Below are 23310 nucleotides of genomic sequence, written 5' to 3' on the forward strand. Positions count from 1 at the left end.
ATCGTCTCCCGTATGGTCAAACGAACCACGATGAGCGAGCCCACGTACTTCGTGCTTGCCGCCCTCCTGGACGGGCCCGTGCACGGATACGGGATCATCAAGAGGGCGCAGGAGCAGTCGGGCGGGCGGATCCGGCTGGCCGTGGGCACCCTCTACGGGGCTCTGGACCGGCTGGCGAGCGACGGGCTGATCGTCGTCGACCGCGAGGAAACCGTCCAGGGCCGTCCGCGTCGCTACTACCGGCTGACTGAAGACGGGCGCCTGGCAGTGACCCGCGAGGCTCTGCGGTTGGAGCAGGCCGCCCGCGTCGTCACGGGTCGCACCTCCCTGATGCCGGGGGAGGTCGGAGCATGAGCACGGCATTCACCGAAGGGTGGTATCGGCTATTCCTGCGAGCGTTCCCGCGAGGTCATCGCAGGGAGTACGGCGCTGAGATCATCGGCACGTTGCTGACCGGCACCTCACGCCGCGCTCCCTCGCTGCGGGAGACGGCCGGGCTCCTCGCTGCGGGCTTCGTCGCGCGTGCCCGCACGACCACCGCCGCGCCCTGGTGGGCCGACGGGCTGCAACTCGGCCTGCTGATGCTGGCGCTGGCGAATCTGGCCTACGGCATCGCCGACCATTCGTCCCCCTGGTGGCTGGTCGCCTCGGCAGCGCTGGTAGGGGCGTTGCTGCGCGGCTGGGCACTGGTGGCCCTACCACTCGCCCTGGCCGTGGCGCTCTCGACCGGCCGGGCCATGCTGCTGGGGACTCAGGCCACCTTCTCGCCGTCACAGATCCTCGGACCGGCGAACCACAACTGGGTCTCACTGGCCCCCTACGGCGTCCTGGCGGTCGGGGCCGTTGCACTCGCGGCCGGCCGGTGGGCCCGCCCGCGGCGTCTGCGTCTGCGCGCGCGGCCGTTGTGGTGGCTGGTGATCCCCGCGGCCTCGTTCGCGCTCACCTACATGCCGGGGAGCCGAGAGTACGGCGAGACCTGGCAACTGGTCAGGGCGGGCACGGAGGGCATCCTCCTGCTCTCCGGGATGCTGGCCACCGCGATCGCCCGCAGCCCACGCTGGGCACTGGCGGCCGCCATCTACGTCCTGCCCGGCGTGGCCTCCCCGCTGACCCACCCGCCGTCGAACCCGCAAGGCACCGCCTACTGGTTGACTCTCACCGGGCTCCTGCTGGCCATGGTCACGACGGCATGGCGACCCCAGCCCATCCCCGAACGTCGCCATCCCCAATAGCCGAACCGCGCAACGCAGAGCCACGCCGCCGACCGGGCGTGAGCGCCGTATCATGCGCGAGCCAGCAGCCCGACGAGCGCGACCTCCGCGCCGGTGATGTCGTCGGCCTGGGCGAGCGGGTCGCCCCAGTGCGTCCAGAACCAGTCGCGGTCGTCGTCCTTCGGCCGGGGCTCACACGTGATCCGCACGGCGCGGGGCGTGCCGCCGCCCGTGGTCGTGACGGTGACCTCGGGGGCGCCGATGTCGACCTTGTAGCCGCGCACGCCCATGCGCCGGGCGAGCGTCGCCAGCTGCGGGTGGAGCTCCAGGCCCAGGAGTCGCGTGATCTTCAGGGCGACCTCGTCCACGGCGGAGAAGGAGCCGAGGTCGTTGCCGGAGTCCCAGATGAACCGCCCCCTGCCGGCGCCGACCGACCGGGCGGTCCCCGTCCGCGTCCTCGTCAGAAGGCCGCCGCCGTGCTGGACGACCTTGGCGCCGCGTTCCTCGAGCGCCGCGCCCAGCGCCAGAAGGGCGCGCTCGCAGTCGGCCTCGTCCTCCTCGGACAACAGCCCCCAGAGCCCGTCGCAGGTACCGGCGACGAGGACGAGCGACTTGTCGTCGCCGCCCTCCCGGACCGCGCGGTAAGGGAGGGACGGCATGTCGCTGTACTCGATCGTCCAGCCGGGGAACTCTGCTCGTAACGCGGCAAGGCGGCCCTCGTGATCCTCGACGCTTGGTGATTCTGAGTGACTCATGCGTCACACAATGGAGCCGCCTCACTTACGCAGTGTTCCAAGTTGGAACCGTGGCGAGGTTGCGGCACAGGGCCCGGCGGATCAGGTGGTCATGCGTGCGTGGATGCGGCGCAACGGCTCCGGGAGGGTGCGGCGCGCGTCGACCAGATGGGACACCACCGACCGCGCGGTCGGATGGAACGTGATCATCTGGGGGGCGATCCGGTCCGCGAACGCGATGCGCCTCTCGGCTCTGGCGAGGTCGCCGACCTCGGTCATGACGCGGGACATGTCGATCTCATGGTGCGCGCGGCGTTCCGGGGGCAGCCCCGCGAGCGTCTCGTCGCCGATGCGCTGGTCCCGGCGGGCCGCCTCGTCCATGTCGCCGAGCTCGACCGCGACCGCCGCCCCGTGGATCGCCACGTTCGCCGCCGTGAACTCCAGCCCGTGAACGGGCACGCCGCACCCGCCGCGCCTGACACGCTCGGCCGCGCGCCCGAAGTACTCCCACGCCTGCGCGCCGTTCCCACCACGAGCGGCGCGCGCGGCCACTATCGCGGACCGCAACTCGATCGCCCCCGCGACCTCGCCCGCGTCCGGCCGATCCTGCCGGACACCCGCCGCAGCCCGGTCGAGCAGCGTCAGAGCGGGCCGGTACTGGTCCATGCTCATCATGAGGAGCGCACGCGCCATCATGACCAGGTGAGGCAAGTTCGGGTCGCCGGACCGGCGGGCCGCCTCTGAGCCGCGTTCGAGTAGCGCCAACGCATCCCCGGTGTAACCGAGTCTGCGTGTGAGGCTGACAGCGTGGCCGAATCCGCGGCTCAGTAACAGCCACGCCCGGGGGTCCCCGGTCTCGTGCGCCCAGTAGGTGAGTTCTTCGATCACCGCGGGTAGGCGTCCCGCGAGTTTGGTCAGCTGTGCCTTGTGGATCTGCCTCCCCGAGGTCGCGATCTCGGCCGCGAGCACGTCCAGTGCGCGGGGCGGCCCGGCAAGCTCGGGACCGACGTCAACATAGGCGAGCGTGCGGCGAAATTCAGGGATGACGGAGTGGACGGCGTAATCGTGACCGTAGACGCGGTAGGGCTGCCCGTAGAGTTCGGAGGGGTCGACGCCGAGCGCGGCGGCCGCAGCCGACACGAACGCCGGTGTTGCCACCTTTTTCCCGGTCTCCACCTGGGCGATGTGGCTGCGGCTGTAGACCGACAGCTGCGCCAGCCCCGTCTGCGTCAGGCCGCGTCTCTTGCGTGCCCTGGCCAGGCGCGTTCCGACAGTGTCGAGAGTTTCGTCGGACATTGGGCCCTGCCCTTCTCCCGGAAGCCTCGCGGCTTCCCAGGCTAGGCGCGGGGCCTTCGCGTGTCTTGAGAGGCGGCAAGGCCGCGTCCCGCGCTGCGGCGGAACGGGCGGCGCGAGGTGTACGAGAGGCGGCCCGGGGGCCGCCTCTCGTGGCTCAGGTGATCAGAAGATCAGCCGATCATCCCCACGAGAGGGGGTGCGGCGGCTCCTCCGGGACCACCGTGCCGTTCGCGACGGCCTCGTCGAGCTCCGCGATCTTCTCGCGCTGGTAGGCCTGCTCACCGGCCGCGTACGACCGGTTGTGGGTCTGAGCAGGCTGCTCCTCGGGCTTCTGCCCGGAAGTGTTGGCGGTCATCTGTGTTGCGCTCCTTCGGTGAAATGGGACCGAAAATGCAATGACAGCCCGGCTGAGCCGGGTCGCCGGAGACCGTCCGGTGAAGCGGGTGGCCCGCAACCTGCTTTCCGAGTGACCGGGCCGGGGTGTCGGTGGGGCGGCCTACGGTGGGGGGTCGTGAGAGGTCGGCTTGCGCCGGGGCGGCCGGGGCACCGGGGCGCGGCTGGCATCATGTGGGCCGAGCGCGCGGGTTGGGAGTCGGGATGGCGCATGAGGCCAAGGACGTCCTGAGGGGCGGGTACTCGCTGCTGGAGGCCGCGCGGGACCTGGTCGCCGACCATCGGCGGGCGCTGGCCGACGTGCACGCGGCGCTGGCGCCGCTGCGGGCCGAGGCGGCGCGCGAGCAGCTGACGACGATCCCGCTGGCCCGGTTGAAGGACGTCACCGACGGGCGGCTCCGGCTCGGGCCCCTGGAGGAGGCCGGGTTCACCAGCGTCGTCGACGTGCTGGACTCGACCCCGTACAAGCTCCAGCTCCTGCCCGGGGTCGGGCCCCAGACGGCGCAGCAGCTCCACGCGGCGGCCGGGAGCCTCGCGGAGGCGGCGGAGAGCTCGGTCACGGTGCGGATCGACGTCGACCGGCGCGACGAGGCGATGACGCCCGCGGTCGTCGCGCTGCACCGGCTGGTGAACGCGGGGCCGGAGCTGCCGCGGGCACGCGCGGTCGCCGAGGAGGTCGACGAGCGCATCGGGCCGCTGGTGCAGGACGCGCGGCCCGCCGGGTCGTGGTGGCGCAGGCTCCTCACACCGCCGGCGCGGCGCGAGCGGGCGCGGGAGGCGGTCGGCGAGCTCGCGGACGCGCTCGCCGCCGAGGAGGAGCGCGGCGCCCGGCTGCTGATGTCCCAGGCGTCGGTGGACCTGCTGCGCCCGCACGTGTCGCCGGACGAGGCGTGGATCGACTTCGAGCTGCGGGCGGCCGACTACCAGACCCTCCTGGCCGAGCTCGCGGCGTCGGACCCGGAGCGGGAGGCCGCCGAGGGGTTCCTGCCGGGCGACCTCGCGGCGCGGGTCAAGGCGCAGCCGGTCGACGACGAGTTCCGCCGGGTGTCGCTGCGCGGGTACCAAGCGTTCGGGGCGCGGTTCGCGCTCGTCCAGAAGCGGGTGATCCTGGGCGACGAGATGGGGCTCGGGAAGACGGTCCAGGCGATCGCCGCGATGGCGCATCTGCGGGCGCGGGGCGCGACGCACTTCCTGGTGGCGTGCCCGGCGAGCGTGCTGATCAACTGGGTCCGGGAGATCGAGACCCGCAGCGCGATCGCCGCGCACCCGCTGCACGGGTCCGGGCGCGCGGGGGCGCTGCGCAAGTGGGCCGGCGACGGCGGCATCGCCGTGACGACGCTCGCCACGCTGCACTCCCTGAACGTCCCGGAGGACGTGGAGATCGGCATGTTCGTGGTGGACGAGGCCCACTACGCCAAGAACCACGAGACGCGCCGCGCCCGCGCCGTGGCGCAGTGGTGCCGCAGGACCGAGCACGTGCTGTTCCTCACCGGGACGCCGATGGAGAACCGGGTCGAGGAGTTCCGCAGCCTCGTCGCCCACCTGCGGCCCGACGTGGCCGAGCGGGTCCGCCCGCACGACGCGGCGATGGGGGCGCGGGCGTTCCGGTCGGCCGTCGCGCCAATGTACCTGCGGCGCAACCAGCGGGACGTGCTCGTCGAGCTGCCCGAGGTCGTGCACGTCGACGAGCTGGAGGAGTTCAGCCGCGCGGACGCGGCCGCCTACCGCAAGGCCGTGGCGGCGGGGAACTTCATGGCGATGCGCCGGGCGGCCTACGCCGTGCCGAAGCGGTCGGCGAAGCTCGACCGGCTGAAGGAGCTGGTGGACGAGGCCGCCGAGAACGACCTGAAGGTCGTGGTGTTCTCCTACTTCCGGGACGTGCTGGCCGCCGTCGGGGAGGCGCTCGGCCCGCGGAGCCGCGGGCCGATCTCGGGCGAGACGCCGGCGGCGCGGCGGCAGGAGATCGTGGACGCGTTCACCGCCGAGCCGGGGCACGCCGTGCTGCTCGCGCAGATCCAGGCCGGCGGGGTCGGGCTGAACCTCCAGGCGGCGTCGGTGGTGATCCTCTGCGAGCCGCAGGTGAAGCCGACCATGGAGACGCAGGCGATCGCGCGGGCGCACCGGATGGGGCAGGTGCGGACCGTCCAGGTGCACCGGCTGCTGACGCCCCGCAGCGTGGACGAGCGGATGCTGGAGATCCTGCACGTCAAGACCATGCTCTTCGACGAGTACGCGCGGCGCAGCGACCTGGCGGAGCAGACGCCCGACGCGGTCGACATCTCCGAGCGCGACCTCGCCCGGCAGATCGTGGCGCAGGAGCAGGAGAGGCTCGGGACGTAGGGAAGAACGCGGGAGGCGTCCGCGTTCATGCGGGCGAGACCAGCCGAACTAAGGGGATTTCATGGCGGACGTCAGGGTGGAGCGCACCGAGGACGGCTTCCGGGCCGTCAACGGCCGGGGCGCGGCGGTCGCGATCGGCGACGGGGACACCGAGGGCGCCTTCACGCCGGTCGAGCTGCTGCTGGCGGCGCTCGGCGGCTGCGAGCTGGTCACCGTCGAGCCGCTGACGGCCAAGCGGGGGCACCGGATGGCGCGGCTCGCCGCGACCGTCCAGGCCGACAAGGTCGCGACGAGCACGCTCGGCACGATCACGGTCACCTACGACGTCGAGCTGCCCGAAGGGGACGGCGAGGCCGAGGACGTCCTGAAGGCCGTGGCCGCGCGCGTCCACGAGAAGTACTGCACCGTCGGCAACGCGCTGCGGGAGCCGATGAAGGTCGATCAGGTGGTGTAGCGGGTCCGCCCTTCAGTAGCGCAGGCCGTGCCCGTAGGGGTACAGGCCCTTGATCGTGACCGGCAGGCGCCCGCCCGGCTGCGCGCCGAAGACGACGCGGGCGGCGGCCCTGTGCATCGTCAGGTCGATGCGCCGGGTCCGCGCGGTCGTCCCGTAGGTCGCCAGGTAGGCGCGGACGGACGGGTACGAGGCGATGTCGTACGGCAGGCCGGTCGCCACGGCCGCGACGGGCCGGCCCGTGGCCTGCAGCGCCCTGACGAGCCGCGCCTGCCCTTCCGGCAGCGTCCCCGAGGAGTAGGTGGCGACGAGGATCCGGTCGGCGGCGCGGGCTCGGCGGACGGCCTCGGCGATCTCGGCGTCGGTGGGGTCGGTGGTCGCGGCCTGCCAGCTCGTCACGGGGCCGCGGGCGACCGCGGCCACCTCGTTCGCGAACTCCCCGGTCTGCACCACGCCCGCGACCAGTGTCCGCGCGTTCGAGGCGGGATCGAACGGGAGCACTCCGTCCTCGTTGCGCACCAGCGTCGTGGCTGCGACGCCCATCGCCAGGGCCCGCCGCAGGAAGGCGGGGTTGCCGGAGATCCGCTCGGCGGCCGCGGGGTCGGCGTAGCGGTGGTCGAACACGCGGTACCGGCACTTCAGGCCGAGGACGCGGCGGACGGACGCATCGACCCGCGCCCGGCTCAGCGTCCCGTCGCGCAGGGCGTCGCGCAGGGCGTCCACGGCCTGCGCCTGGGCCGCGTAGTCGCCGGTCGACATGACGACGTCGGCGCCCGCCCGGACCGCCATCACGGTGGCCTCGCGGGTGCCCCAGTTCCTGTCGATCGCGTCCATGTCCATGGCGTCGGTGACGATGACGCCGCCGAACCCCATGTCCCGCCGCAGCAGGCCGGTCAGCACCTTCTCCGACAGCGTCGCGGGCAGGTCGGGGTCGACGGCCTTCACCACCACGTGCGCCGTCATGATCGCGTCGGCGCCGGCCGCGACGGCCCGGCGGAACGGGGGCAGGTGGACGCGGTCGAGCGTCGCGCGGTCGTAGGTCACCGACGGCAGGCCGAGGTGGCTGTCGGTCTCGGTGTCCCCGTGGCCCGGGAAGTGCTTCGGCGTCGCGATCATCCCGGCCCGCCGGTAGGCGCGGACCTGCGTCTCGACGAGCCCGCCGACCAGGTCGGCGCGCTCCCCGAAGGACCTGACGCCGATGATCGGGTTGGCGGGGTTGGTGTTGACGTCGGCGACGGGCGCGTAGTTCCAGTGGAAGCCCATCGCGCGGGCCTCGGCGGCCGTGACGGCCGCCGCGTCGCGGGCCTGCGCCGGGTCGCGGGCGGCGCCGAGCCCCATGGCGTTCGGCAGCGGGGTGGTGCCCTCGCGGACGTTGTGGGTCGTCCCGAACTCGAAGTCGCCGGAGACGAGCAGCGGCAGGCGGGACGGGGTGTCCCGCGCCCAGCGCTGGAGCCGGTCGGCGTAGCGGGCGGCGATGCCCGGCGTGCGCGGCTCGGAGGTGATGACCGAGCCGATCTTCAGGTCCTGGACGGCGCGGCGGGTCCGCTCGGACGGCATGCCGTCCGGGCCGTCCTCGGTGACCGCCATGACCAGCTGGCCGATCTTCTCGGCGTCGGTCATCCGGGCGAGGATCGCGCCGGGGTCGCAGCCGCGCCCCGGCGGCGCCTGCGCGCGGGCCCGGGCGGGCGGGGCGAGCGCGAGCCCGAGCGCCGCGATCGTGATGACGGACGTGATGGTCCGGCCGCCGTTCATCCGGCCTCCCTCGATAGGCGTCGCGGTCTAGACCAGTCCGAACCGGCGGCCGGTTCAAGGGGCAGATGTTGACGAGATCGGCGCGGGTGGGCGGGCCCGCCTTCCGCTAACCGCAGGTGGCGCCCGCGGCGGGGACCGCGCCGTCCAGGAGGTAGGCGTGCACGGCCTCGCGGACGCAGGGGTCGCCGGTGTCGTAGGAGCCGTGCCCCTCTCCCCTGAGCGTGAGGAGGGTGGCCCGGCCGCCGAGCGCCTCCGTCAGCGCGGACGCCCACGCGTACGGGGTGGCGGGGTCTCCGGTGTTGCCGACGACGAGGATCGGCTCGGCGGACGGGGCGGACACCTCGCGGGCGGCGGGGTCGCCCTGCACCGGCCAGCCCGTGCACTGCAGCAGGCCCCACGCCAGCGACGCCCCGAAGATCGGCGAGGCCGCGCGGAACCGCGGCAGCAGCCGCCGCACGTCGCTAGCGGTGGGCCGGTCGGCGCCGTCGGCGCAGGTGATGGCGGTGTTGGCGGCGGAGAGGTTGCTGTAGGTGCCGTCCCCCCGCCGCCCGTTCTGGGCGTCGGCGAGCATCAGCAGCAGCGACCCGTCGCGGCGCTTCACCGCGTCGACCAGGCCCTGCGCCAGGTACGGCCAGGCGTCCCGGGAGTAGAGCGCGGCGGCGACGCCGGTCGTGCCGAGGCTCTGGGTGAGCCCGCGCCCGGACTGCGTGCGGAGCGGGCGCCGGTCGAGCCCCGCCAGGAACCGGCCGACGGACGCCACGACGGACGGGCCGTCGGTCCCGAGGGGGCATGCCTTCTTTCCGAGCCGCGCACAGGCGGCGCCGAAGCCGCCGAGGGCGCGCTGGAACGCGGCCGCCTGCTGGAGGGCCAGGTCCGCGCTGCCGAGCCTGGTGTCGACGGCCCCGTCGAGGACGGCCCGCCCCACCCTGGCGGGGAACTGGTGCGCGTAGTTGCCGCCGAGCCAGGTGCCGTAGGAGATGCCGAAGTAGTGCAGCCGCTCGTCGCCGACGGCGGCGCGGACCAGGTCGAGGTCGCGGGCGGCGTCGGCGGTGCCGACGTGCGGCAGCAGCCGCCCCGACCGCGCCTCGCACCGGCGCACGTAGTCGGCGCGGCCGGCCGCGTACGCCCGCTCCTCGGCGGCGGTGTCGGGGCTGTCGTCCAGGGCGGCGAGCGCGTCCATGCGGCGGTCGTCCACGCAGGTCACCGGGCTGCTGCGGCCGACGCCGCGCGGGTCGAGGCCGATCAGGTCGTAGCGGGCGCGCAGGTCGGCGTACTGGTCCGCGGCCTGCGCGAGCGTCTCGACGCCCTCCCCGCCGGGGCCGCCGAAGTTGAACACCAGCGAGCCGATGCGCCGGCGCGGGTCGGTCGCCGGCACCTTGATCAGCGCGAGTTCGATCTTCTCGCCGGACGGCCGGGCATGGTCGAGCGGCACCGGGAGCGCCGCGCACCGGAGCCCGCGGGGCGGCTTGCTCTTGGGCGGCGGGGACGGCAGCCCGGTGCAGCGTCCCCACGACAGCCGGGGGACGGCTCCCGCCGGGGCGGGGGTCGCCGCGCCCGGGGCGTCGCCCGCCGCGGGCGCGGTGGCGGTGGCGGACGCCGCACGGGCTCCACCGGGTGACGAGCGCGCGACGCCCGTCCCTCCCGAGAGGGAGAGGAGCGTTAAGGCGGCCAGAGTCGCGGCGCCCGCCGGCACCACGCCAGTGATCCCCCGGTACCTGGCCATTCGTCCCTCCGATCGCATCGCCTGAAGCGATCGGGACCTACCCATGGCCCTCTATGCTGACTCCTGATCAACCCATCGGGCTCCGCCAGGGGGGCCGGCGGCGCGGGGATACCCCCGCTGTCCCCGAGGCCCTCCCCCGAAAGTCCGGATACCGCATCAGGGTCGTACTACTCAGGTCTGAGATGAAGACCATTCGTCGCGGTGATCTCATTCAGGAACCCGACGGCAAAGATAGGTAGCATGGCTCAATCCGCCCCCCCAGCGGCCCGCAGAAGCGAGGCCGGCGCCACCGGAATCCGGCGCCGGGTCACCGCGCCCCCCGTATGGCGCGAACTGCTGCTGGTCGTCCTGTTCTACACCGGCTATACGCTGACGCGGATCGTCCTGGTTCAGGACGGCACCGGGCCGGCGTTCGCGCACGCCGACGAGATCCTGCGCGCCGAACGCTTCCTGGGGCTGGACGTCGAGCTGCACCTCAACCAGACGCTGCTGACCGTGCCGTGGCTGGCGCGGACCGCGAACGTCTTCTACGCCACGATGCACTTCATCGTGACGCTCGCCATCGTCGTGTGGCTGTACCGCTACCGGCCGCAGCACTACCGGTGGCTCCGCACGTCCATCATGGTCGCCACGGGTGTGGCGCTGATCGGCTTCTGGCTGTACCCGCTGGCGCCGCCGAGGTTCCTGCACAGCGAGGGCTTCGTCGACCCGGTGACCGCGCTGCACTCGCTCGGCCTGTACGCCAGCGACGCGTCCGGAAGCCTGACCAACCAGTACGCGGCCATGCCGTCCATGCACGCCGGATGGTCGCTGTGGTGCGGGCTGGTGCTGGTCAGGCTGGCGTCGCAGAACTGGGCCAAGCTGCTCGGCGTGCTCTACCCCGCGACCACCGTGATCGTGATCCTGTCCACCGCCAACCACTACGTGCTGGACGCGGTGGCGGGCATGGCGCTCATCGGCGGCGCGCTGTGGGTCTCGTGGATCCTCTACACGCGCTGCCCCGCGCCCCTCCTCCTCGCCCGGGCCCGCGTGATGCACCGGTTCCACCAGCGGTCCGGCCGGCGGACGGAAGGCTCCGGGGTTCACTCGGCTCCGTAGAACACCCGGTCCACGACGGTGCGGGCGCGGCGGGCGTGCCTGCGGTAGTCCTCCAGGAGGTCGCCCGTCCCGGGGTAGCCGAGGACGCGGGCGACGGAGCTGCGCTCGCGGTGGTGCTCGGTCGGCAGCAGGTCGGACGCGCGGCCCCGCACCAGCATGAGCGCCCCCCGGACCCGGGTGGCCATGCACCACGCCTCGGCCAGGATCTCGGCGTCCTCGGCGTCCAGGAGGCGGGCCTTGACCGCGGCGTCCAGCGCGTCCAGCGTCCGGGTGGTGCGCAGCGCCGGGACCTCGTGGGCGTACCGGAGCTGGAGCAGCTGCGCGACCCACTCCACGTCCGCCAGCCCGCCCGGCCCGAGCTTGGTGTGCAGGCGCCGCTCGACGCCGCGCGGGAGCCGTTCGGACTCCATCCGCGCCTTCAGCCGCCGGATCTGCCGGACGGCGTCCTCGCCGATGCCGTCCTCCGGCCAGCGGACGGGATCGATCAGCGCGCGGAACCGCTCGCACAGCCCCGGGTCGCCGATCATCGGGTCGGCGCGCAGCAGTGCCTGCGCCTCCCAGGGCTCCGACCAGCGCGCGTAGTAGGCGGCATAGGACGCGAGCGTGCGCACGAGCGGCCCCTGCCGCCCCTCGGGGCGCAGGTTCGGGTCGATCACCAGCGGCGGGTCGGGGGCGGGCAGGGCGAGGAGGCGGCGCAGCTCCTCGGCGACGGCGTGCGCGGCCCGCCCGGCGGCGCGCTCGTCCGCGCCGGGCAGCGGGTCGTGGACGAACATCACGTCGGCGTCGCTGCCGTAGCCGAGCTCGTGCCCGCCGAACCGGCCCATCGCGACGACCGCCACCCGGGTCGGCAGCGGCCCGCGCGACTCCATCTCGATCTTGTTGACGGCGACCTGGAGCGCGGCCTCGACGGTGACGGCGGAGATGCCGGTGAGGGCCTCCCCGACCTCCCGGACGTCCACGAGGCCGAGCAGGTCGGCGACGGCCACGCGGAACAGCTCGCGGCGCCGCAGCGCCCGCACCACGCCGGCCGCCTCCTCGGCGGGGCGGTCGCCGCCCCCCTCCCTGTGGCGGCGGACGGCGGCGAGCGCCTCCGTGCGCAGCGCCTCCTGCGGGCGCGGGACCAGGCCCGTGTCGCTGCCCAGCAGGGCCACCGCCTCGGGGGCGCGCAGCAGCAGGTCGGTGGCGTAGCGGCTGGAGCCGAGCACCCACGCCATCCGCTCGGCGACGGTCACCTCGTCGCGCAGCAGCCGCAGGTACCAGGGCGTGGTCCCGAGGGCGTCGCTGACCTGCCGGAACCCGAGCAGGCCCGCGTCGGGGTCGGGCGCGTCGGCGAACCAGCCGAGCATGACCGGCAGCAGCGTCCGCTGGATCGCGGCCCGCCGCGACACGCCCGCCGTCAGCGCCTCGATGTGCCGAAGCGCGCCCGCCGGGTCGGCGTACCCGAGCGCCTCCAGCCGGACCCGGGCCGCCTCCGGGGTGAGCCGGGCCTCCTCCCCGGGCAGCCGCGCGACGGCCCGCAGCAGCGGCCGGTAGAACAGCTTCTCGTGGATGCGGCGGACCTCCCGGGCGTGTCGCCGCCACAGCGCGGTGAACTCCCCCACCGGGTCGGTGCGCAGGCCGAGGGCGCGGCCGAGGCGGCGCAGGCCGGCCTCGTCGTCCGGGACGAGGTGGGTGCGGCGCAGCCGGTGCAGCTGGACGAGGTGCTCCACGCGCCGCAGGAACCGGTACGCCGACGCCAGCGCCGCCGCGTCGTCGCGCGCGACGTAGCCGCCCCGGGACAGGTCGGCCAGGGCGTCCAGCGTCGTCGGGCTGCGGAGCGTCTCGTCGGCGCGGCCGTGGACGAGCTGGAGCAGCTGGACCGCGAACTCGACGTCGCGCAGCCCGCCCGGCCCGAGCTTGAGCTGCCGCTCGGAGTCGGCGGTGCGCTGGTTCAGGTCGGCCTCGACGCGGCGCCGCATGTCCTGGACGTCCTCGACGAAGCCCTCGCCCTCGCCCGCCTTCCACACGATCGGGGTGATCGTGTCGAGGTAGCGGGCGCCGAGGTCGGCGTCGCCCGCGACGGGACGGGCCTTCAGCAGCGCCTGGAACTCCCACGTCTTGGCCCACCGCTCGTAGTAGGCGCGGTGGCTGGCGAGCGTCCGCACCAGCGGCCCGGACCGGCCCTCGGGGCGCAGCGCCGCGTCCACCTCCCACAGCGCGCCCTCCTCGGTCGTGGCCGAGCAGGCCCGCATCATCGCCGACGCCAGCCGGGTGGCGGTGCGCAGCGCGGCGTCCTCGTCCTGCCCGTCCCGCGCTTCCGCCACGAAGACCACGTCGACGTCGCTGACGTAGTTGAGCTCGCGGCCCCCGCACTTGCCCATGCCGATCACGGCGAGCCGGCACGCCTCGTGCCCGGGGACCTCGGCGCGGGCGACGGCGAGGCCGGCCTCCAGCGCGGCCGCGGCGAGGTCGGCCAGTTCGGCGGCGACCTCCGCGACGTCCGCCGCGCCGATCAGGTCGCGTCCCGCCAGCGCCAGGAGGCGGCGACGGTAGGCGACGCGGAGCGCGACGAGCGCGTCCTCGCCGAGGGCCACCGGCTCCGGCGCCGCCGGATCGGCGCCCACGGCGGCCAGCAGGTCGGTGCGGGGGCTTCCGAGCGGGCCCGCGACGCCGTCGCGCAGCACGCGCCAGTGGTCAGGGTGCCGCGCCAGGTGGTCGCCGAGCGCCGCGCTCACCCCGAGCACCGCGGTCAGCCGCTCCCGCGTCCCCGGCTCGGCGGCCAGCACCGCGCGCAGCTCGCCGCCGGCGGCGGGCAGCAGGCGCAGCAGACCGTCCAGGGCGAGGTCGGGGTCGGCGGTGCCGCCGAGGGCGTCGAGCAGGGCGTCGCCGGGCCCCGCGCCGTCCCGCTCGGCCTCCGCGAGCAGCCGCTCCGCCCGCGCCGCGTGGGTGAACCCGAGCCGCGCCAGGCGTCCGGCGAGCGAGGGACGGCGGTCGGAAGTCCAGGACTCGGTCACAGGACCAACCGTAATCCGGAGCGGGCCTCAGAGGACGGCCAGGAGGCGCTTCCGCTCGAATTCGGTCACCTGGCGGCGGTAGTCCTCCCACTCCTGGCGCTTGTTGCGCAGGAAGAAGTCGAAGACGTGCTCGCCGAGGACGTCGGCCATCAGCTCGCTGCGCTCCATCGCGCGGATGGCCTCGTCCAGGTTCTGCGGCAGCGGCTCGATGCCGAGGGCGCGCCGCTCGGCCACGGTGAGGGCCCAGACGTCGTCCTCGGCGCCCGGCGGCAGCTCGTAGCCCTCCTCGATCCCCTTGAGCCCGGCGCCGAGGATCGCCGCGAACGCCAGGTAGGGGTTGGCGGCGGTGTCCAGCGACCGGAACTCGATGCGGGTCGAGTGGCCCTTGTGCGGCTTGTACATGGGGACGCGGACCAGCGCGGACCGGTTGTTGTGCCCCCAGCAGATGTAGGACGGGGCCTCTCCGCCCAGGCCCGCCGCGGAGCCGACGTTGCCCCACAGCCGCTTGTAGGAGTTGACCCACTGGTTGCACACCGCGGTGATCTCCGCGGAGTGCCGCAGCAGCCCGGCGATGAACGCCCGCCCCGCCTTGGACAGCTTGTACTCCGCGCCCGGCTCGTAGAAGGCGTTGCGGTCGCCCTCGAACAGCGACATGTGGGTGTGCATGCCCGAGCCGGGGTGCTCGGTGAACGGCTTCGGCATGAAGGAGGCGTGCACGCCCTGCTCCAGCGCGACCTCCTTCATGACCAGCCGGAACGTCATGATGTTGTCGGCGGTGGTGAGCGCGTCGGCGTACCGGAGGTCGATCTCCTGCTGGCCGGGGGCGCCCTCGTGGTGGCTGTACTCCACCGAGATCCCCATCGCCTCCAGCATGGTGATGGCGTTGCGCCGGAAGTCGTGCGCGGCGCTGTGCGGGGTGTGGTCGAAGTAGCCGCCCGCGTCGGCCGGCTCGGGCTCGCGGCCGTCCTCCGGCTTGTCGTTGAAGAGGAAGAACTCGATCTCGGGGTGGGTGTAGAAGGTGAACCCGAGGTCGGCGGCCCGCGCCAGGGAGCGCTTGAGGACGTAGCGGGGGTCGGCGAAGCTCGGCGCCCCGTCCGGCATGAGGATGTCGCAGAACATGCGGCCGACGCCCGGGGACTCCGACCGCCAGGGCAGCACCTGGAAGGTGGACGGGTCCGGTTTGGCGATCATGTCGGCCTCGTACACCCGGGCGAAGCCCTCGATCGCCGAGCCGTCGAAGCCGATGCCCTCGCCGAAGGCGCCCTCCAGTTCGGCGGGGGCGACGGCCACCGACTTCAGGAACCCGAGCACGTCGGTGAACCACAGCCGGATGAAGCGGATGTCGCGCTCCTCAAGCGTGCGGAGCACGAACTCCTGCTGACGGTCCAATGCCCTCTCCCTCGGTACTGCCCTGTCGGCGAGACTGCGTTCGTCGGCGACGCGGGCCCGGCATGCCGGCCGCGCTGAGCCGGTCCGGCTGTATCTGCAGTATGCCCGGACGCTGTTACCGCGACGTTACGCGTCCGGGGCCGGTGATCGGAACATATCCGACGGCGGACCGTCCTCGATCCGCGCGGCGGCCGGGTCGAGGACGCGCGAAAGGAAGGTCCGGGTCCGCTCGTGCGCGGGCGCCCCGATCACCTGGTCGGGCGGGCCCTCCTCCACGACCACGCCGCCGTCCATGAACACCACCCGGTCGGCCGCCTCCCGGGCGAAGCTCATCTCGTGGGTGACGACGAGCATCGTCATCCCCGCCTCCGCGAGGCCGCGCATGACGCCGAGGACGTCCCCGACCAGCTCGGGGTCCAGCGCGGACGTCGGCTCGTCGAACAGCATCACCTCCGGGCCCATCGCGAGCGCGCGGGCGATGGCCACGCGCTGCTGCTGTCCGCCCGACAGCTGCGCCGGGTAGGCGTCGACCTTGTCGGCCAGCCCGACCCGCTCCAGGTTCTCCCGGGCGATCCGCTCGGCCTCCGCCCTGCCCCGCCGCAGCACCTTCCGCTGGGCGATCATGACGTTGCCGAGCGCGGTCAGGTGCGGGAAGAGGTTGAACGCCTGGAAGACCATGCCGATCCGGCGGCGGACGGCGTCGATGTCGACCTCGGGGTCGGTGACGTCGGCGCCCGCGACCCGGACCGTCCCGGAGGAGGGCTCCTCCAGCAGGTTGACGCAGCGCAGCAGCGTCGACTTGCCGGACCCGGACGGGCCGATCACGCAGACGACCTCGCCGGCCCCGACGTGGAAGTCGATGCCGCGCAGCACCTCGTTCGCCCCGAACGACTTGTGGAGGCCGCTGATCTCGATGGCCGCCGGGGCCCCGGTGTCCTTGGCAAGGCTCGTCATCGCCGCCCCCTGCGCTGCCGCGCCTCCAGCCGCCGGGCCAGCAGGCTCAGCGGGATCGTGATGAGCAGATAGCAGATCCCCGCCACGATGATCGGGGTGGTGTTGCCCTGCTCGCCCGCGAGGTCGCGGCCGAACTTCGTGAGCTCCCGCTGTTCGAGCGTGATGCCGAGGAACAGCACCAGCGAGGAGTCCTTGCAGAGCAGCACCAGCTCGTTGGTGAGCGGCGGGATGATGATCCGGAACGCCTGCGGGATGACGATCGAGCGCATCGCGCGGGTGTGCGACATGCCGAGCGACCGCGCCGCCTCCAGCTGCCCCTTCGGGACGGCCTCGATCCCGGCCCGGATCGTCTCGGCCATGTAGGCGGTCGCGGCGAGGCCGAGGGCCAGTCCCGCCTGTCCGGCGGCGCCGCCGGGGATGTTGGTGCCCGGGAAGGCCAGCGGCACGCCGACGCCCACGAAGATGAAGATCAGCAGGAGCGGCAGGCCGCGGAAGATCTCGATGTAGGCGGTGGCGAACCACCGGTACGGGGGCACCGACGACAGCCGCATCAGTGCGACGACCAGCCCGCCGCCGAGGCCGATCCCGAACCCGACCGCGGTGTAGAGGGCGGTGTTGCGCAGCCCGACCGTGATGATGTCGGGGAACAGGCTCTTGGCGACCTCCCAGTTGGCGAAGTTGAGCCGCAGGGTCCCCCAGTCGGCGAGCGCCAGCAGCAGCACCACGACGACCACGAAGATCCCGTACTGGCCGCCGAGGGAGAGCTGCCGGCGGCGCCGGCGGGTCAGCCCGCCCGGCGCCGCCGCACCCGCCGGTTCGGCGGTCACGAGCCGCCGCCGGCGCTCGGCGGCATCGGACCGATCCACTTCTCGTAGATCCGCTTGTAGGAGCCGTCCGCCCGCGCCTTCGCGATCACGTCGTTGGTGATCTTCACCAGCTCGGGGTTGTGGCCCTTGCGCATCCAGAACCCGTACTGCTCGCCGGTGTTCAGGTTGGCGGCGATCTCGAAGCCGGCGTTCGCCGGGTCCTTCAGCCAGCCCTTGACGACCGGGTCGTCCTGCACGATCACGTCGACCTGGCCGGTGCGCAGGCCGTTCAGCTCGGCGTTGGAGTTGTCGAACGAGCGCGGGTCGAAGCCCTTGCCCTTGACGAAGTCCTCACCGGTCGTGCTCGCCTGCGAGCCGAGCTTGAGCTTCCTGGCCTTGACGTCGTCGAGCGCGGTGATCCCGCTGCCCTTCTTCGCCATCAGCGACTGCGTGGCGTCGAAGTAGGGGCTGGAGACGTCCATGAACTTCACCCGGTCGGGCTTGATCGTCATGCCGCCCATCTGGATGTCGCACTTGCCGGCGTTCAGCGCCGAACCCGTCTTCATCGTCTCGAACGGGGTGTCGACGATCTTCTGGGTGACGCCGAGCCGCTTGGCGACGAGGTCGATGAGCTCGACGTCGAAGCCCACGACCTTGCCCGACTTCTTGTCCTCCGACTGGAAGGGCGGGTAGGGCAGGTGCGTGCACGAGGTGAGCGCGCCCTTCTCGATGAGCTTCACGCCCTGCACCGTCGCGCCCTTGTCACCGCCGCACGCCGACGCCGTCAGCGCCAGGGCCGCGAGCCCCGCGCCGAAGGCCCGGAGCGTCGTCCGTCTCGACACGTTTCCTCCTGATCGTGCTCGCTTCCGATCACCGCACTATCGCACGTCCCCCCGGCCGGGGGCAGGGGGCGGGCGGCTGACTCGCCCATGACCGTCCCCGGATATCCGTTTCCCGGAAATTGACGTGGCGATCATGGTCGTCCGGCAAGGTGATCGTTAGCGTGGATCGCGTCGTGGACATCTCACTTCTTCTCTCGATGACCGACCGGGTGACCGCGCTGGCCACCCCGTCGGCCATGCACCCGGAGTCGTGGCAGCTGTGCGCGCAGGTGGAGGCCTGGGCACGCGGCCGCGGGCTGGTGCTCGGAGATCCGGACACCTCCCCGCTCGGCCGGGCGCGCTGCGAGCGGCTCGCCGCCCGCGTCCTGCCGTCCGCCGACCTGGCCGCCGTGGACCTGTTCGCCCGCTGGCTGACCTGGACCCTCGCGCTGGACGACACGCTCGACCACCCGCCGCTCGCCGACAGCGGCAGCGCCGTGCACGGGCTGTACGACGACCTGCTGCGCGCGATGCGCCGCGGCCACGCCCGGCCCGGCGCCCGGCCGCTGGAGGCGGCGCTGGTCGAGCTGTGGCACGCCACGTCCAAGGACATGAGCCGCGACTGGCGCCGGCGGTTCATGCTGCACCTGGAGGCGCACCGCGACGGCTGCGCCGAGGAGGCCGTCAACCGGCGGATCAGCCACGTCCCGACCGAGCAGGAGTACCCGGCGCTGCGCCGGCGGGCCTGCGGCCCGTTCCTGTTCGACCTGGTGGAGGCCGTCCTCGGCGTCGAGCTGCCGGCGCGGCTGCTGCGCACGCCCCGCTGGAAGACCCTCGCCGACGGCGTCGCCGACGCGGTCGCGTGGGCCAACGACCTCGCCTCGCACGACCTGGAGGCCGCGCGCGGCGACGTGCACGACCTGCCCGCCGTCCTCGCCAGGGCGCACGGGGTGGACGAGGCGCGGGCGGCCCACCTGGTCGCCGAGCGGATCGCCGACCGGCTGGAGGAGGCGTGGGCGGCGGCGCGCAGGCTGCCGGAGATGCTCGACCGGCTGGACCTGACGGTCGCGCAGCGCGCCGCCGCCGCGCAGGTCGTCAAGGTCCTGCTGGACACGCCGCGCGCGCACATGGACTGGCTCGCCGAGTCCGGCCGCTACGGACCGGAGGCCTCCCCCGCCCCGCCGCGCCTGGACGCGCTCGCGTCGCTGCGCTGAGCCCCGGCGAGGGCGTCCCCGGCCGGGGTGCGGACGTACAGGACGCGGCGGCCCATGCGGTGCCCGGTGACGAGGCCGCAGGCGCGCAGGACGCCCAGGTGCTGGCTGACGGCCCCCGCGGTCACGCCCGTCCGCCTGGCGAGGTCGGTGGTGGACGCGGGCGTGGCGAGGGCCGTGAGCAGCTCGGCGCGGCGGCGTCCGATCAGCGCGGCCAGGGCGCCGGCGCGCGGCTCGTCCGGCGGCCCGGTCTCCCACAGCGTCGCCGCGCCGCGCGGCGGGTAGCTGACCATCGGCTGGTAGGGCGGCACCATCACCGACACGTTCGGCCACACGTACGCGCTCGGGACGAGCAGGATGCCGCGCCCGGCGAGCTCGCCGCGGAAGTGCCAGTGGCGGTCGACGGAGAGCGTCCCGGCACGCCAGGAGACCGCCTCGTGCAGGTCGCCGAACACGCCCTCGGCGCCCTCGGCGGCGAGCGCGCCGCTGCGGCGCAGCACTTCCCCCTCCAGCAGGTCGCGGATGCGCGGCCAGAACGGCTCCACGGCCACCTCCCAGTACCGTTCGAGCAGGTCGGCGAGGTCGTCCCGGGTGCGTTCGGGGTCGGCGGCCATGGCGCGGCGGGTGGGCCGGGGCGGGGCGCCGGGCGCGGCCCAGCTGAGCTCGGCGGCGACGACCTCGGGCGGCGTGGCGCGGACGGTCGCGATCTCCGCGCCGAGGTCGGGCAGCGGCGTGCGCGGGGGCGGGGTGAGGAAGTCCGGGATGTACCCGGCGGGCAGGACGACGTCCAGCAGCGGCTCGAAGCCGAGACCGCGCAGGCGGGGCCGGACGGTGCGCACCCACGGCAGGTGGAGCGCGTGGCCGGACGGGTCGGCGAGCACCCGCAGGCTGCGCACCATCTCCCACAGCGGCGAGAACGCGAACCGGACCCGCGCCACGTCGTCCGGCGCGAGCACGAACTCGATCATTTAGCCCAGGCTAAATGATTATCTCGGAGCGCGGGCCGCCTCCACCATCGTCACGTGACCCTTCTGGAAGAACCTCCCATCGGTCCCGCTCCCGGCAGGTTCGCGGCTTTCCTCCGCCCCCGGGTGGGCGGCTTCCCCCGGCCCTTCTGGGTGCTGTGGGCGGGCACCCTGCTCAACCGCCTCGGGACCATGGTCGAGCCGTTCCTCGGCCTCTACCTGACGACCATGCGCGGCCTGTCGCTGGCCCAGGCCGGCGTGACGATGGCCGTGCTCGGCGCGGGCTCGCTCGCCGGGCAGCTCGCGGGCGGCATGCTCGCCGACCGCATCGGCCGCCGCGCGACGCTGACGCTCGCGACCGTCGGCACCGGCGCGGCCATGCTCGCGCTCGGCTACGCCCAGGGCCTCGCCGCGATCCTCGCCGCCGCGCTGGTGCTCGGCCTGCTCCTGGACATGTACCGGCCCGCCGCCCAGGCGATGGTGGCCGACATCATCTCCCCGGCCGAGCGCCCGCGCGCGTTCGGGCTGCTGTTCTGGGCGATCAACCTCGGCTGGGCCTTCGCCATGGTGCTCGGCGGGACGCTCGCACAGCAGGGCTTCCTGTGGCTGTTCTGGATCGACGCCCTCACCTGCGCGGCGTTCGGCCTGCTCGTGTGGCGGGCGATCCCGGAGACGCGGACCCGCGAGGCCCGCGCCGAGCGGGCGGGCGGGTTCGGCCGCGTGCTGCGCGACCGGGTCATGGTCGGCTACGTGCTGGTCACCCTCTTCTACACGTTCGTGCTCATGCAGGGCATGACGACGATGCCGCTCGCCATGAAGGAGGACGGGCTCGGCCCGCAGTCCTACGGCCTGGCGATCGCGGCGAACGGCACGCTGATCATCATCGTCCAGCCGCTGGTGAACGCGTGGCTGGCGCGGCGCGACCACAGCCTGGTGCTGGCGGCGGGCTTCGCGCTGGTCGGGGCCGGCTACGGGCTCACCTCGCTCGCCTCGTCCGTGGCCGCCTACACCGCGACGATCCTGGTGTGGACGCTCGGGGAGATCATCGCCGCGTCCGTCCTGCAGGCCGTGGTCGCCGACCTCGCCCCCGCCGACCTGCGCGGCCGGTACGGCGGCCTGTACGGGATGGCGTGGTCGGGCGGCTTCCTGCTGGCGCCCCTCGGCGGCACCCAGCTGCTCGGCGCCGGAGGGGCGCCCGCGCTGTGGCTGACCTGCGCGGGTCTCGCCCTGGGCGCCGCCGCGGCGCAGCTCGCGCTGGCTCCCGCGATCCGGCGGCGGCGCGCCGCCGCGCTCGCCGCCGACTTCTCGTCAAAGTGACGAAACTGGGCGGGACGCTCTACCCTTGGACCGTGGCACAACTCAGGCTCGCGCTCGCACAGGTGAACTCGACCGTCGGCGACCTCGACGGCAACGCCGACCAGATCGTGACGTGGACGCGCCGCGCCGCCGAGGCGGGCGCGCACCTCGTCGCATTCCCGGAGATGATGCTGACCGGCTACCCCGTGGAGGACCTCGCGCTGCGCGCGTCCTTCGTGGCGGCGTCCCGCGACGCCCTCCTGCGCCTCGCCCGCCGGCTCGCCGACGAGGGCCTCGGCGACCTCCCCGTCGTCACCGGCTACCTCGACTGCCCGCCGGCCGGCGCGGCCCGCTCCGGCCGGGCCGGCGGCCTGCCGCTGAACGCGGCCGCGTGGCTGCACGGCGGCGAGGTGCTCGTCCGCTCCGCCAAGCACCACCTGCCCAACTACGGCGTGTTCGACGAGTACCGGATCTTCGCGCGCGGCGACCGGCTGCCGGTCGTCCGGCTGCACGGCGTGGACATCGCCACCGCCATCTGCGAGGACCTCTGGCAGGACGGCGGCCCGGTCAGCGCCACCGGCGCCTCGGGCGCCGGGCTGCTGCTGGTGATCAACGCCTCCCCCTACGAGCGCGACAAGGACGACGTCCGCCTCGACCTGTGCGCCGGCCGCGCCCGCGAGGCCGGCTGCGCGCTCGCCTACGTCAACCTGGTCGGCGGCCAGGACGAGCTCGTCTTCGACGGCGACTCGCTCATCGTCGGCCCGGACGGCTCGCCGCTGTCGCGCGCCCCCCAGTTCGTCGAGCACCTCCTCGTCACCGACCTCGACCTCCCGGCCGCCGGCCCCGCCGCCGACGAGGGCCCCGTCCGCGTCGACGCCCAGGACGGCACCACGATCGCCATCGACCGGCACGTCCTGTCCGCCGACCCGCTGCCCGCCTACCCCGCCGAGCCGGGCACGGTCGCGCCGCCCCTGGAGGACCTCGCCGAGGTGTACGCGGCGCTCGTCCTCGGCACCCGCGACTACGTCCGCAAGAACGGCTTCCGCTCCGTCGTGCTCGGCCTGTCCGGCGGCATCGACTCGGCGCTCGTCGCCACCATCGCCTCCGACGCCATCGGCCCGGAGAACGTGCACGCCGTCCTGCTGCCGAGCCGCTACTCCTCGGAGGGCTCCGTCGTGGACGCCGAGGAGCTCGTCAAGCGGCAGGGGATCAACTCGCGCCTCGTCCCCATCGCCGGCATGGTCGAGGCGTTCGAGGAGCAGCTCGACCTGCACGGCCTCGCCGCCGAGAACCTCCAGGCCCGCATCCGCGCCAACGTGTGGATGGCCCTGTCCAACGAGGACGGCCACCTCGTCCTCACCGGCGGCAACAAGAGCGAGCTGGCGACCGGGTACTCCACCCTCTACGGCGACTCCGCGGGAGGCTTCGGCCCCATCAAGGACGTCTTCAAGCTCACCGTCTGGGACCTCGCCCGCTGGCGCAACGCCCAGGCGGGCAAGGACTCGCCGCTCCTGCACCCCTTCACGCAGGAGCCCATCCCCGAGGCCATCATCGTCAAGGAGCCGTCCGCCGAGCTGCGCCCCGACCAGCGCGACCGCGACAGCCTCCCCGAATACGCCCTCCTGGACCCCATCCTGACCGACTACGTCGAGCGCGACATGGGCCGCGACGCCCTCGTCGAGGCCGGCCACGACCCGGCCCTGGTCGAGCGCGCCATCCGCCTCGTCGACATCGCCGAGTACAAGCGCCGCCAGTACCCGCCCGGCCCCAAGATCACGCCCAAGAACTTCGGGCGCGACCGCCGCCTCCCCATCACCAACCGCTGGCGCGAGAAGCTGAGCTAGCTGTGTCTTCCCAGGGGGGCGACCCCCTGGAAC

The 23310-nt window shown here is 73.7% G+C and carries 19 protein-coding genes; 8 read left to right on the forward strand and 11 right to left on the reverse strand.

Annotated features, from left to right (window positions below; translation table 11 throughout):
• The first annotated feature begins 12 nt into the window (after nt 1–12).
• Both AB0C87_RS22285 and AB0C87_RS22290 read left to right on the forward strand, forming a co-directional pair.
• Nucleotides 13–354: a PadR family transcriptional regulator gene (locus tag AB0C87_RS22285; protein ID WP_345174710.1), complete on the forward strand. Its 342-nt coding sequence runs from the start codon at nt 13–15 to the stop codon at nt 352–354.
• Nucleotides 351–1232, forward strand: a complete 882-nt coding sequence (locus tag AB0C87_RS22290; RefSeq protein WP_345174708.1) for a hypothetical protein — start codon at nt 351–353, stop codon at nt 1230–1232. The genes AB0C87_RS22285 and AB0C87_RS22290 overlap by 4 nt, the downstream gene beginning before the upstream one ends.
• 50 nt (nt 1233–1282) lie before the next feature.
• On the opposite strand, the gene AB0C87_RS22295 is transcribed toward AB0C87_RS22290, so the two are convergent.
• From AB0C87_RS22295 to AB0C87_RS22305, 3 genes are all read right to left on the reverse strand, one after another.
• Nucleotides 1283–1966, reverse strand: a complete 684-nt coding sequence (locus AB0C87_RS22295) for a hypothetical protein (protein ID WP_345174706.1) — start codon at nt 1964–1966, stop codon at nt 1283–1285.
• An 81-nt stretch (nt 1967–2047) separates the two neighbouring features.
• Nucleotides 2048–3241, reverse strand: coding sequence for a helix-turn-helix transcriptional regulator (locus AB0C87_RS22300; RefSeq protein ID WP_345174704.1), 1194 nt, complete (start codon nt 3239–3241; stop codon nt 2048–2050).
• A 178-nt stretch (nt 3242–3419) separates the two neighbouring features.
• Nucleotides 3420–3596 (reverse strand): hypothetical protein, encoded by a 177-nt coding sequence (locus tag AB0C87_RS22305; protein ID WP_345174702.1) that lies wholly within the window; start codon nt 3594–3596, stop codon nt 3420–3422.
• A 242-nt stretch (nt 3597–3838) separates the two neighbouring features.
• Between AB0C87_RS22305 and AB0C87_RS22310 the strand changes: the two genes are divergently transcribed.
• Nucleotides 3839–5974 (forward strand): DEAD/DEAH box helicase, encoded by a 2136-nt coding sequence (locus AB0C87_RS22310; protein ID WP_360579292.1) that lies wholly within the window; start codon nt 3839–3841, stop codon nt 5972–5974.
• Nucleotides 5975–6035: 61 nt separating this feature from the next.
• Nucleotides 6036–6428, forward strand: a complete 393-nt coding sequence (locus tag AB0C87_RS22315; RefSeq protein WP_353832820.1) for an OsmC family protein — start codon at nt 6036–6038, stop codon at nt 6426–6428.
• 12 nt (nt 6429–6440) lie between these two features.
• Here AB0C87_RS22315 and AB0C87_RS22320 read toward each other — a convergent pair whose 3' ends face one another.
• Nucleotides 6441–8177: a glycoside hydrolase family 3 N-terminal domain-containing protein gene (locus AB0C87_RS22320; RefSeq protein ID WP_360579294.1), complete on the reverse strand. Its 1737-nt coding sequence runs from the start codon at nt 8175–8177 to the stop codon at nt 6441–6443.
• 106 nt (nt 8178–8283) lie between these two features.
• Nucleotides 8284–9900, reverse strand: coding sequence for an alpha/beta hydrolase (locus tag AB0C87_RS22325; RefSeq protein ID WP_360579295.1), 1617 nt, complete (start codon nt 9898–9900; stop codon nt 8284–8286).
• 240 nt (nt 9901–10140) lie between these two features.
• On the opposite strand from AB0C87_RS22325, the gene AB0C87_RS22330 reads away from it, so the two are divergent.
• Nucleotides 10141–10998, forward strand: coding sequence for a phosphatase PAP2 family protein (locus AB0C87_RS22330; protein ID WP_345174693.1), 858 nt, complete (start codon nt 10141–10143; stop codon nt 10996–10998).
• On the opposite strand, the gene AB0C87_RS22335 is transcribed toward AB0C87_RS22330, so the two are convergent.
• From AB0C87_RS22335 to AB0C87_RS22355, 5 genes are all read right to left on the reverse strand, one after another.
• On the reverse strand, nt 10983–13991 hold the full coding sequence (locus tag AB0C87_RS22335; protein WP_360579296.1) for a bifunctional [glutamine synthetase] adenylyltransferase/[glutamine synthetase]-adenylyl-L-tyrosine phosphorylase: 3009 nt from the start codon (nt 13989–13991) through the stop codon (nt 10983–10985). The genes AB0C87_RS22330 and AB0C87_RS22335 overlap by 16 nt on opposite strands.
• A 27-nt stretch (nt 13992–14018) precedes the next feature.
• The gene (gene glnA, locus AB0C87_RS22340) at nt 14019–15380 is read right to left on the reverse strand and encodes a type I glutamate--ammonia ligase (protein ID WP_345174689.1); all 1362 of its coding nucleotides are present in this window, start codon (nt 15378–15380) and stop codon (nt 14019–14021) included.
• A 126-nt stretch (nt 15381–15506) separates the two neighbouring features.
• A complete protein-coding gene (locus AB0C87_RS22345) occupies nt 15507–16334 on the reverse strand; it encodes an amino acid ABC transporter ATP-binding protein (protein ID WP_345174687.1) in 828 nt (275 codons plus the stop codon).
• The gene (locus AB0C87_RS22350; protein WP_345174685.1) at nt 16331–17200 is read right to left on the reverse strand and encodes an amino acid ABC transporter permease; all 870 of its coding nucleotides are present in this window, start codon (nt 17198–17200) and stop codon (nt 16331–16333) included. Before AB0C87_RS22350 ends, AB0C87_RS22345 begins: the two co-directional genes overlap by 4 nt.
• Entirely contained in the window at nt 17158–17982 is an 825-nt protein-coding gene (locus tag AB0C87_RS22355) for a transporter substrate-binding domain-containing protein (RefSeq protein WP_345174683.1), read from the reverse strand. The genes AB0C87_RS22350 and AB0C87_RS22355 overlap by 43 nt, the downstream gene beginning before the upstream one ends.
• 161 nt (nt 17983–18143) lie before the next feature.
• On the opposite strand from AB0C87_RS22355, the gene AB0C87_RS22360 reads away from it, so the two are divergent.
• Complete coding sequence (locus tag AB0C87_RS22360) at nt 18144–19175, forward strand: terpene synthase family protein (RefSeq protein WP_360579299.1); 1032 nt, start codon at nt 18144–18146, stop codon at nt 19173–19175.
• Here the strand turns inward: AB0C87_RS22360 and AB0C87_RS22365 are convergent.
• Entirely contained in the window at nt 19115–20140 is a 1026-nt protein-coding gene (locus AB0C87_RS22365; RefSeq protein WP_345174678.1) for a DUF5937 family protein, read from the reverse strand. The genes AB0C87_RS22360 and AB0C87_RS22365 overlap by 61 nt on opposite strands.
• Nucleotides 20141–20194: 54 nt before the next feature.
• On the opposite strand from AB0C87_RS22365, the gene AB0C87_RS22370 reads away from it, so the two are divergent.
• Both AB0C87_RS22370 and AB0C87_RS22375 read left to right on the forward strand, forming a co-directional pair.
• Nucleotides 20195–21454, forward strand: a complete 1260-nt coding sequence (locus AB0C87_RS22370) for an MFS transporter (RefSeq protein WP_353832814.1) — start codon at nt 20195–20197, stop codon at nt 21452–21454.
• 32 nt (nt 21455–21486) lie between these two features.
• The gene (locus tag AB0C87_RS22375) at nt 21487–23277 is read left to right on the forward strand and encodes an NAD+ synthase (protein WP_353832813.1); all 1791 of its coding nucleotides are present in this window, start codon (nt 21487–21489) and stop codon (nt 23275–23277) included.
• Nucleotides 23278–23310 lie beyond the last annotated feature (33 nt).

Origin of the sequence: Actinomadura sp. NPDC048021 (genome assembly GCF_040653135.1) — a bacterium.
Lineage (GTDB): Bacteria > Actinomycetota > Actinomycetes > Streptosporangiales > Streptosporangiaceae > Spirillospora > Spirillospora verrucosospora.